The following is a 9,647-nucleotide window of genomic DNA, read 5'->3' on the forward strand; positions in this document are numbered from 1 at the left end:
ATCAGTCTATTCATCTGAATCCAACTGTTTAATCAGGTATTTCCCAACAATTCTGGAAAAATTCGAAATATCCCGGATATATGCGAAATCTTTTCCAAATATCTTTTTTCTGTGGATAGGTCCTTTTCTTCCCCTGTCAAAGACTCCCAGAACACTTACTCCAAGGTTTCGCAGGTGCCGCACTTCTGTAGCAGTATCATTGATCGCATATTTTCCCATATAAGGTTCCGGGTTCTTTGCGTGAGGTCTGTTTACGATGACATCATATGGTTTTCCATCACTTAATACAATGAGGATTTTTTTCTCCTCAGATCTCTGAAGCAGACCGTATCCTGCGGTTTTGATAGCAAGTCCATCCCTGTTATTGGAAGAAGTTACATAATTAAAAATATTTTCATTAGCTGACTGTGGATCATCGTACTCACGGAATCTGTGAAGGATCGTATAGTCCCAGAATGTGCAGAAGCTCATGACACGGTGAGGCAGGTTTACATTACTTAATGCTTCACTGATGATATAAGCCTGTAATGCCACATCTCCCTGCCTGGACATTTGGGAACCGCTGGCATCGATCAGCACATCTACTACGAAATCAGATGCATCAGATTTCAATTCTCTTTTAAACAGATTTGCTTCACTGCTTCTGCCCACACGCCAGAGTCTGGACGGAATGATCGTTCCTCTGTCTGACAGTACTTCCTGCGTCTCGCTTTTCAGCACCAGCGTCTTTCGCAAAAGATCTGTGAGGGATGCGATGTTCTGCTTTACGATTCTGTGTTTGTCATGGTAGAGCCAGATATTCTTATTCTTTAATCGCACTGCATATTCGTACTGATAGTTTCGTTTGACCGGATTCTTGAGAATTCCTTCTGTAAAATAAAGGCTGCAGTCTCTGTGAAGTTCCCTGCACATCAGATAATTCATTCGCTTCTCTTCTGCAGGAGTCAGATAAGTTTTTCCGAAATTCAACTCAACATAGGTGTATGCTTTCTCAAGTTCTTCCTCTGTGAGAATTGTAATTTTGTGTTTGGTCTGGCGCTGTTTTTCCATTTCTTCAGTGACAGCAGTGTCTTCCATGTCCGTAATCTTATTTGTCATCTGTTCGATGTAACTCTCCAGAGCTTCCTCATAAAGTTCTTCTGTGAGAAAATCTTCCCAGTCGTATTCTGTCAGTTCTTCCATGGTGACTGCCATAACCTGTTCCAGTGTTCCATGATCTTTCTCAAAATCCGGATCAATGATAGTGTTGTAAAGACTGTCAATAATACGGATCAGTTCTATAGTGTCTGCAGCTGTTCTGGCTTTGTAAACCATGTCGCGGATTTTCCGAAGACGCTCTTCTACATAATGGTTTCCATTCTGTAAACGGTCACGCAGGATGGCAATCTTCAGGCGACCGAGAATATCTCCGTATGCGGGCATCTGTTCAAACTCCTGATCCAGGATATCCTCGAATGCTTCCTTCTGCATCTCCCGGACTCCCGGACGTTCCTGACAGATTTTGTCCCCGATTGCTTCTTCTACACATAGCTGTGCTACTGCAGTCAGTTCTCCCTCTCCTGCCTGGCAGAAAACTTTTTTTACCAGATATAAACCCAGCAGATTCCTGTCATAATATTTTGCCAGAGCGCCCTGCTTGATGCCGTCATACAGAGCGATTGCTTTTGAGCGCAGATACAGGGAAACGTCTACTTTCATATTTAACGTGTAATCCCCGCTGATAGTCCAGAGGAGATTGCGGATCCTGTTTTCCAGTTCCAGACGGTAATCGTCGATTTCTACGATTTTCTCATCTTTCATATACATCATCCCTTGTCCAGTCTGCCGGAATTCTGGTTTTCACAATATCCTCTACGATTTCTTTCTCGAAAATGTCAAAGGTCTTGTTCACCACTCCCATAGTAACTGCTTTTCTCGGAGAAAGTCCGGTTTCTACAATCTTCATGGCTGCAAGGAGACCTCGCAGATCCAGAGGTTTGGTGGAAATTTCACTGTTTGTGGCTTTGAGCTGAAGATCCAGGAATACTCCGATGAACTGTGTTCTGGCGTTTTCTTTTATATTCGGGAACATCCGGCGGAAAATAAATTCCAGGGATTCTTCAGTCTGAGCCGGCATGTCTATGACCAGAAATCTGGATACCAGCGCTTCATTGAGTTCTTTGGTTCCTGCATAACCGTAATTCATAGTTCCGATAAAACGGGCAGCCGGATGAAGATCAATTTTGTCATAGCCCGGGACATCGATGGAACGGCGATAATCCAAAGTTGCATGAAGAACGGAAACTGCATCGTTCTTTGCCATATTAATCTCGTCGAGGATTCCGAAACCACCGTATTCTGCACACTGATAGATAGTTCCTTTGCGGAGCTTAACTTCGTTGTCCACGAAAGTGTCTGTGCCAATCAGATCTCCGCTGTTAGTATTTACATGAAAAGAAACATTGTACGCGGGACGGTTGAAAATATATGCCAGGTTCTCTGCAAGGATATTTTTTCCTGTTGCCTTCGGACCGGTGAGTAATAGATTCTCCCCTTTGAGCAGTCCGGCAATGGCCATTTCCAGAATGTCTTTTCCGTAAAATGGAATGGATGGTTTCACAATCCTGCCTGCTGTTTCCGGTGCCACTTCATACCGGCTACGGAATTCTTCTACTCTCTTTATCAGTTCAGGGGCTACCTGCTGCTCCTCCAGAAATTTCAGTTCTTCCATTTAGTTCTCCTTTATATAACTATTATAGTCCAGTTTGTGTTATAGAAAAAGGCCGCTTATCTTTTACAGATTCACGACCCTTTTATTATAGCATTCTTCTTTATATTTTTACAACATTATACTTCAAATACAAGATCTCCATAAGATGGCATCGGCCACATTTCCTTATCTACGATCATTTCCAGTTCATCCACCGGCTCACGTAAAGCTTCCATTGCAGGAACCACCTTTTCTCTGCAGAATACAGCTCTGTCCCGTCCCTCTGCATATTCCGGGATCTTCTCAACCAGTTTGCTCAGCTTACTCATGGCACTGTTTGCAGCCTTTAAGAGTTTTGATGCTTTCTTGAGCAGATCAAGCTGTACACTTACATCGATCAGTCCTTCGCCCGCTGTTTTCACTGTATTGATAGATTCGCCAAGAACAGTGGTATATCTGATAACTGCCGGAATGATCTGCTTGGTTGCCATGTCGATCATTGTCTTTGCTTCAATATTGATTGCTTTAGAGTAAATTTCATATTTAATCTCTGCACGTGATTCAAGCTCAGCTCTTGAGAATACATCAAAAGATTCAAAGAGTTTCACTGCCTTCTCTGTAGTAAGTGCAGGGATTGCATCCACCATGCTCGGAAGGATCGGAAGTCCGCGGCGTTTAGCTTCTTTCTCCCATTCCGGCGCATAGCCGTTTCCGTTAAATACGATCTTCTGATGATCTGTGGCATATTCTTTGATCAGGTCATGTACCGCCAGTTCGAAATCAGGAGCTTTTTCCAGGCGGTCACATACTTCCTTAAATACTTCTGCCGTGATCGTATTCAGGACTACGTTACATGCGGAAATAGAATCTCTTGAGCCCACCATACGGAATTCAAATTTATTTCCTGTGAAAGCAAAAGGTGAAGTACGGTTACGGTCTGTGGCATCCTTCATGAAATCAGGCAGAGTCTTAACACCTGTTTCCAGCTTACTTCCCTTTTTACTGTGAGTTGCTGTTCCTGTGCTGACCAGCTGTTCCAGAACATCCTCCAGCTGCTCTCCAAGAAATACGGAAATCACTGCCGGCGGTGCCTCATGGCCGCCAAGTCTCTGGTCATTTCCCACATCTGCCGCAGATTCACGCAGAAGATCTGCATGTTCATCTACTGCTTTCAGGATACAGGTGAGGACCAGAAGGAACTGAATATTTTCATGAGGTGTTTTGCCCGGATCCAGAAGATTGATTCCGTCATCTGTGGTAAGAGACCAGTTGTTATGCTTACCGGAACCGTTCACACCTGCAAATGGTTTCTCATGAAGGACACAGCGCATTCCATGACGGCTGGCAACCTTTTTAAGGATACGCATCATCATCTGGTTCTGGTCTGCTGCGATATTGACCGGTGCATAAATCGGTGCAAGCTCATGCTGTGCAGGAGCAACCTCATTATGCTGTGTCTTTGCAGGAATTCCAAGCTTCCAGCATTCTTCATTTACCTCTTTCATGTATGCGGAAATTCTCTGACGGATACTTCCAAAGTAATGGTCATCCATTTCCTGTCCCTTCGGAGGCATAGCTCCAAAAAGAGTTCTGCCTGTATAGATCAGGTCTTTTCTCTGAAGCCATTTCTCTTTATCGATCAGGAAATATTCCTGCTCTGCTCCTACTGACGGAGTTACTTTCTTAGAAGTTGTATTTCCGAAAAGTCTCAGCAGACGGAGTGCCTGGGTGTTGATTGCTTCCATAGAACGAAGAAGTGGTGTCTTCTGGTCAAGTGCTTCTCCTGTATAGGAACAGAATGCAGTAGGAATACAGAGTGTTCCGCCTGCTGCATCATGACGGACAAAAGCCGGTGATGTACAGTCCCATGCTGTATATCCTCTTGCTTCAAAAGTTGCTCTTAATCCACCAGATGGGAAAGAAGATGCATCCGGTTCACCTTTGATCAGTTCTTTTCCGGAGAAAGACATCAGGACCTTGCCGTTATCCATCGGAGCTGTGATAAAAGCATCGTGTTTCTCTGCTGTCACACCTGTAAGGGGCTGGAACCAGTGGCTGTAATGTGTGGCACCTTTCTCGATGGCCCATTCTTTCATCTCGTGTGCTACTACATCCGCAATTTCCATAGACAGTTCTTTGCCCTCTTCTATGGTTTTTTTCAATTCTTTGTAGATCTTCTTCGGAAGTCGTGCCTGCATGACGGAATCATTAAACACGTCACATCCAAAAGTCTCTACTACATTGATATACTCACCCATTTTATTTCTCCTTTTTATTTATTAACGGGGAAATTCCAATTGATCTGGTTTCCTCATTTTTTGTACTTTTCAGATACAGATTCAGTGCTTCGTGGCAGTTTTCAATCTCTATCTGTGTATGACTGCCGCCGTATTCACCGTCCAGAGTCCATGGTACCGGTTCTTCTGAGGTAATGGTCACCCTGGCTGATTTAAAAGAATGGATCAGATCTGTATTGTCCTCTGCTGTCAGCATTGCAGTCATGATCTCCTGCAATTCCAGCGGATTCTTCGGTCTTGTGATCATGGTAACTTCAAAAAGTCCGTCATTCATATCCACGTTCTTACCTGTAAGGTTCTTGAACCCTCCCACTGAACGGGAATTGGTGATCATCCCAAAGATGAAGTCATCCTCCACAGTTAATTCTTCGGATTCAATTCTCATATGGTATGATTTGATATCAAAAAGGCGTTTCACTCCCTCAAGAAGATAGGCTACATGGCCAAGGATATTCTTGAGATCCTGATCTGTCTGATAGGCTACATCTGTGAAAAGACCGAAAGCTGCTATATATGTAAAGCTCTGGTTATTGAATCTGCCGATGTCACAGTGATAAAGTTTCTCTTCCATGATCATGGAAGCGGCATCTGTCATGCTTTTCGGCATAAAGAGACTGTTTGCAAAGTCGTTGGTGCTTCCTGCCGGAATGTATCCGATGGGAATGGAACTCTTCTTTTCCATTACTCCGGTAACCACCTCATCAAGAGTCCCGTCTCCGCCGCTGCATACGATAAGGTCCACTTTGGATTCGTATTCTTTGGCTTTCTCGTAGGCATCTTTTGGTTTCTGTGTGGAATAGATAATGACTTCATAACCGCCTTTGTTAAAAATGTCCACGATATCAAGCAGATTTGCTTTGATCTTACCTTTGCCTGCTTTTGGGTTGAAAACAAAGAGCATTTTCTTATCCATTTTTATGCATTTCTCCTTCTTTTTCAGAGTTTGAACGCGTAGGTTTATGGGTACGCGGAATTCTATTTATATAATATAAAAAAAAAGAGGTGAAAAGTCAATGGGGTTCATGGGGCAAAAAAAGTTTGGGGACGGCAGGAAATATTTTTGTTTTCAGGTGCGGTTTCGCGGGCTAGGAACTCTAGGTGCGTGGAAATCTGCTAAAAGCATTCAAAAAATGCTCAAACTCGCTTCGCTCAGACAGTGAGCATTTTTTGAATAACGCAGATTCCCACGCACCAAGAGTTGCTACGCCCACTGCAAATGCACCTGAAAACAAAAATATTTCCTGCCTGTTGGTTGGCTGTGGACTGCCGGGCTGTTACTGCTCACTTCGTTCACAGTAATGTGCCTTGCAACGACAGGCTATGCAGATGAGATTTTCTCACAGAACATTTTGCAGGATGGTAACGCATGAACTGGGACTGGTGAATAGTTGCAATTTTTCTAAATTTTTTATGGCAAGTTATATTTTGGCGTGATAGAATGAGAATTGTATTTATTATAGAAGGGACTTATTACAAAGAGAATTTATAAAATGAATTTTTATAGAAAGGATTTCTTATTCATATGATTAAATTGATTGCTTCAGATATAGATGGAACTTTGGTAAAGGATGGGACTCTGGCTATTGACAGGGAGTATATGGAGGTTATCGGAAAGCTGATTGATAAGGGGATTGTTTTTGTGGCATGCTCCGGACGGCAGTACAGAAGTGAGAGAAAACTGTTTACCCCTGTCGCAGACAGACTGCTTTATATCTCTGACGGAGGAACTGTTGTACGGACTCCGAAGGAGATTCTGAAAGTGGATACTCTGCCGGACGAAATCTGGAAAGGAATGTGTTCTATGGTAAGAGAGGATATGCCTTCCTGTGATTATTTTATTTCCACACCTGAACGCTGTTTCGCAGAAGACGGAGGCAGCCAGATGTTTCACTGGCTGAGAGATTCTTACGGATATGATATCCATGAAGTTCCGAAAATGTTAAAACTCGAGGGGCAGCAGGTAAACAAATTTGCTGTCTACCACCCCAACGCCTGTGAGGAAATGTGCGCCCCTTTATTCACTCCCACCTGGAAAGACAAAACAGTTATGGCTGCCGCCGGCAAGGAATGGATGGACTGTACTGCCCCAGGTTCCGGCAAAGGTCCTTCCGTTGCTTTCCTTCAGGAATATCTGGGAATTTCACCTGACGAAACCTGCACTTTCGGAGATAACCTCAACGATATTGAAATGCTTCAGAATGCCGGTCTCAGCTACGCAGTCTCCAACTCCCGCCCGGAAGTACAAGCTGCTGCCAAAGATACTTGCCCACCCTACTGGGAAAACGGAGTTCTGCAGATTCTGAAATCTTTCTTATAAAAGATACGAATTACTCCGCAGCTCTCCACGCTATGACGGACTGGATTACTTGCAGTATTTTATGAAATTGCTATAATAACTTCTCCGCAATCTATCAGAAGGATTTTCATTTCATACCAATACACAGCGCAGAAACATATTTCATTTCCTGTGCATTTGCAGGAGTCTTAGAACTTCTTAGCTGATAAAAATATGCGTTATAAGAAAAATGACCCACTGTCTGAGCCGCAGCATGCGGCGAGTTTGGGTCATTTTTCTTATGTTTTTAGCATATTTTTAGCAGCTTAGAAGTTCTTAGGCTCCGAAACCGCACACGAAATGAAATATGTTTCTGCGCGTCCCTTTTTCAATATTTAAGCTTCCATTACCGCATCCTTCATAGCTTTCACATACTCTTTCACATACGGTACACAGTCCGCTCCATGTTCTGCACACAACTTAACAATAGCAGATCCCACAATAGCCCCGTCCGACTGTGCTGCCATCTTCTTCGCCTGCTCCGGCGTAGAAATACCAAATCCCACAGCACATGGAATATCCTTCACAGCCTTCACTAACTTCACCATAGCTCCGATATCCGTAGTAATATTAGTTCTTGTTCCTGTAACACCAAGAGAAGAAACACAATACACAAATCCTTCCGCATCCTTCGCAATCTGTGCGACCCTCTCATGAGAAGTCGGCGCGATCAGAGAGATCAGATCAATACCGTATTTCTTACATACAATATCAAATTCCTCTTTTTCCTCATACGGCACATCCGGAAGAATCAGCCCATCCATGCCAATCTCTGCGGCAGTTTTAATAAATCGCTCCGTTCCGTAGGAGAATACTACATTCGCATAAGTCATAAACACCATAGGAACAGAACTGTTCTTTCTGATCTTTACCACCATGTCAAATACCTTGTCTGTAGTCACACCACCTGAAAGTGCTCTCACATTTGCTCCCTGGATCACCGGTCCCTCTGCTGTAGGATCAGAAAACGGAATCCCAAGCTCGATCAGGTCTGCACCAGCTTCCTCCATTGCATAGACAAGCTGCTCTGTCACTTCCAGAGACGGATCTCCACAGGTAATAAACGGGATAAATGCCTTTCCTTTTTCAAATGCTTCTGTAATTCTCTTATTCATGGATATCCTCCCCTCTGTAACGCGCGATTGCTGCGCAGTCCTTATCTCCACGTCCGGAAATTGTAATGACCACGATCTGGTCTTTTCTCATCTGTGGAACAATTTTCCTTGCGTAAGCGACTGCATGAGCACTTTCGATGGCAGGAATGATTCCCTCTGTTCTGGAAAGATATTCAAATGCCTCTACTGCTTCTTCGTCTGTGACAGGTACATATTCTGCACGTCCTGTATCATAGAGATGCGCATGTTCCGGTCCGATTCCCGGATAATCCAGACCTGCGGAAATGGAATATACAGGTGCGATCTGACCATATTCATCCTGGCAGAAATAAGATTTCATTCCATGGAAGATTCCCAGTTTGCCGGTTGCAATGGTAGCTGCCGTCTCTGCCGTATTTACGCCACGTCCTGCTGCCTCACATCCGATCAGACGGACATCTTTGTCATTGATAAAATTGTAGAATGTTCCGATTGCATTGGATCCGCCACCTACACATGCAAGAACTGCATCCGGAAGTCTGCCCTCTTTTTCAAGGATCTGCTCTTTGATTTCTTTGGAGATCACTGCCTGAAAATCGCGAACAATTGTAGGGAACGGATGAGGTCCCATTACAGAACCAAGTACATAATGTGTATCGGAAATACGGTTTGTCCACTCTCTCATTGTCTCGGAAACAGCATCCTTCAGTGTTGCAGTACCGGAAGTAACTGCATTGACCTTTGCACCCAGAAGACGCATTCTGTATACATTTAATGCCTGACGTTCTGTGTCTTCTTTTCCCATGAAGATTTCACATTCCATACCCATAAGAGCTGCTGCTGTTGCTGTTGCCACACCATGCTGACCTGCGCCTGTTTCTGCAATGACATGGGTCTTGCCCATTTTTTTTGCAAGAAGTACCTGACCAAGTACATTGTTGATTTTGTGAGCACCTGTATGGTTTAAGTCTTCTCTCTTTAAGTATACTTTTGCTCCACCCAGATCTTCTGTCATGTGAGATGCAAAGTAGAGACGGGATGGTCTTCCTGCATATTCGTTCAGAAGCTCTGTAAGCTCTGCGTCGGTGCATCATCATCATCATCATCATCATCTTCTTCTTCTTCTTCTTCTTCTTCTTCTTCTTCTTCTTCTTCTTCTTCTTCTTCTTCTTCTTCTTCTTCTTCTTCTTCTTCTTCTTCTTCTTCTTCTTCTTCTTCTTCTTCTTCTTCTT

Annotated in this window: 6 protein-coding genes and 1 pseudogene; 1 reads left to right on the forward strand and 6 read right to left on the reverse strand. The window is 43.7% G+C overall.

Annotation, left to right across the window (positions count from 1 at the left end; all coding sequences use genetic code 11):
• Positions 1–6: 6 nt before the first annotated feature.
• From AC075L_RS12535 to AC075L_RS12550, 4 genes are all read right to left on the reverse strand, one after another.
• Positions 7–1,800, reverse strand: a complete 1,794-nt coding sequence (locus tag AC075L_RS12535) for a cobaltochelatase CobT-related protein (protein ID WP_476387765.1) — start codon at positions 1,798–1,800, stop codon at positions 7–9.
• Positions 1,790–2,710, reverse strand: coding sequence for an AAA family ATPase (locus AC075L_RS12540; RefSeq protein ID WP_055150380.1), 921 nt, complete (start codon positions 2,708–2,710; stop codon positions 1,790–1,792). Before AC075L_RS12540 ends, AC075L_RS12535 begins: the two co-directional genes overlap by 11 nt.
• Positions 2,711–2,826: 116 nt before the next feature.
• Positions 2,827–4,947, reverse strand: coding sequence for a glutamine synthetase III family protein (locus tag AC075L_RS12545; RefSeq protein ID WP_022380145.1), 2,121 nt, complete (start codon positions 4,945–4,947; stop codon positions 2,827–2,829).
• Position 4,948: 1 nt separating this feature from the next.
• Entirely contained in the window at positions 4,949–5,899 is a 951-nt protein-coding gene (locus AC075L_RS12550; RefSeq protein ID WP_055150387.1) for a diacylglycerol/lipid kinase family protein, read from the reverse strand.
• Positions 5,900–6,508: 609 nt separating this feature from the next.
• Between AC075L_RS12550 and AC075L_RS12555 the strand changes: the two genes are divergently transcribed.
• A complete protein-coding gene (locus tag AC075L_RS12555; RefSeq protein WP_476387766.1) occupies positions 6,509–7,303 on the forward strand; it encodes a Cof-type HAD-IIB family hydrolase in 795 nt (264 codons plus the stop codon).
• A gap of 353 nt (positions 7,304–7,656) precedes the next feature.
• On the opposite strand, the gene trpA is transcribed toward AC075L_RS12555, so the two are convergent.
• Both trpA and trpB read right to left on the reverse strand, forming a co-directional pair.
• The gene (gene trpA, locus AC075L_RS12560; protein ID WP_118593079.1) at positions 7,657–8,436 is read right to left on the reverse strand and encodes a tryptophan synthase subunit alpha; all 780 of its coding nucleotides are present in this window, start codon (positions 8,434–8,436) and stop codon (positions 7,657–7,659) included.
• A pseudogene (gene trpB, locus AC075L_RS12565) lies at positions 8,429–9,493 on the reverse strand (tryptophan synthase subunit beta); the annotation flags it as partial. The pseudogene trpB and the gene trpA, both read right to left, overlap by 8 nt.
• Positions 9,494–9,647 lie beyond the last annotated feature (154 nt).

This window comes from Blautia sp. ZXY-1-B12 (assembly GCF_056339915.1).

What these genes read in the sequence shown, in the direction of transcription:
- AC075L_RS12555 (WP_476387766.1), top strand. Translation starts at nt 6,509, where the DNA reads ATGATTAAATTGATTGCTTCAGATATAGATGGAACTTTGGTAAAGGAT.
- AC075L_RS12545 (WP_022380145.1), bottom strand. Translation starts at nt 4,947, where the DNA reads ATGGGTGAGTATATCAATGTAGTAGAGACTTTTGGATGTGACGTGTTT.
- AC075L_RS12540 (WP_055150380.1), bottom strand. Translation starts at nt 2,710, where the DNA reads ATGGAAGAACTGAAATTTCTGGAGGAGCAGCAGGTAGCCCCTGAACTG.
- AC075L_RS12550 (WP_055150387.1), bottom strand. Translation starts at nt 5,899, where the DNA reads ATGGATAAGAAAATGCTCTTTGTTTTCAACCCAAAAGCAGGCAAAGGT.
- trpA (WP_118593079.1), bottom strand. Translation starts at nt 8,436, where the DNA reads ATGAATAAGAGAATTACAGAAGCATTTGAAAAAGGAAAGGCATTTATC.
- AC075L_RS12535 (WP_476387765.1), bottom strand. Translation starts at nt 1,800, where the DNA reads ATGAAAGATGAGAAAATCGTAGAAATCGACGATTACCGTCTGGAACTG.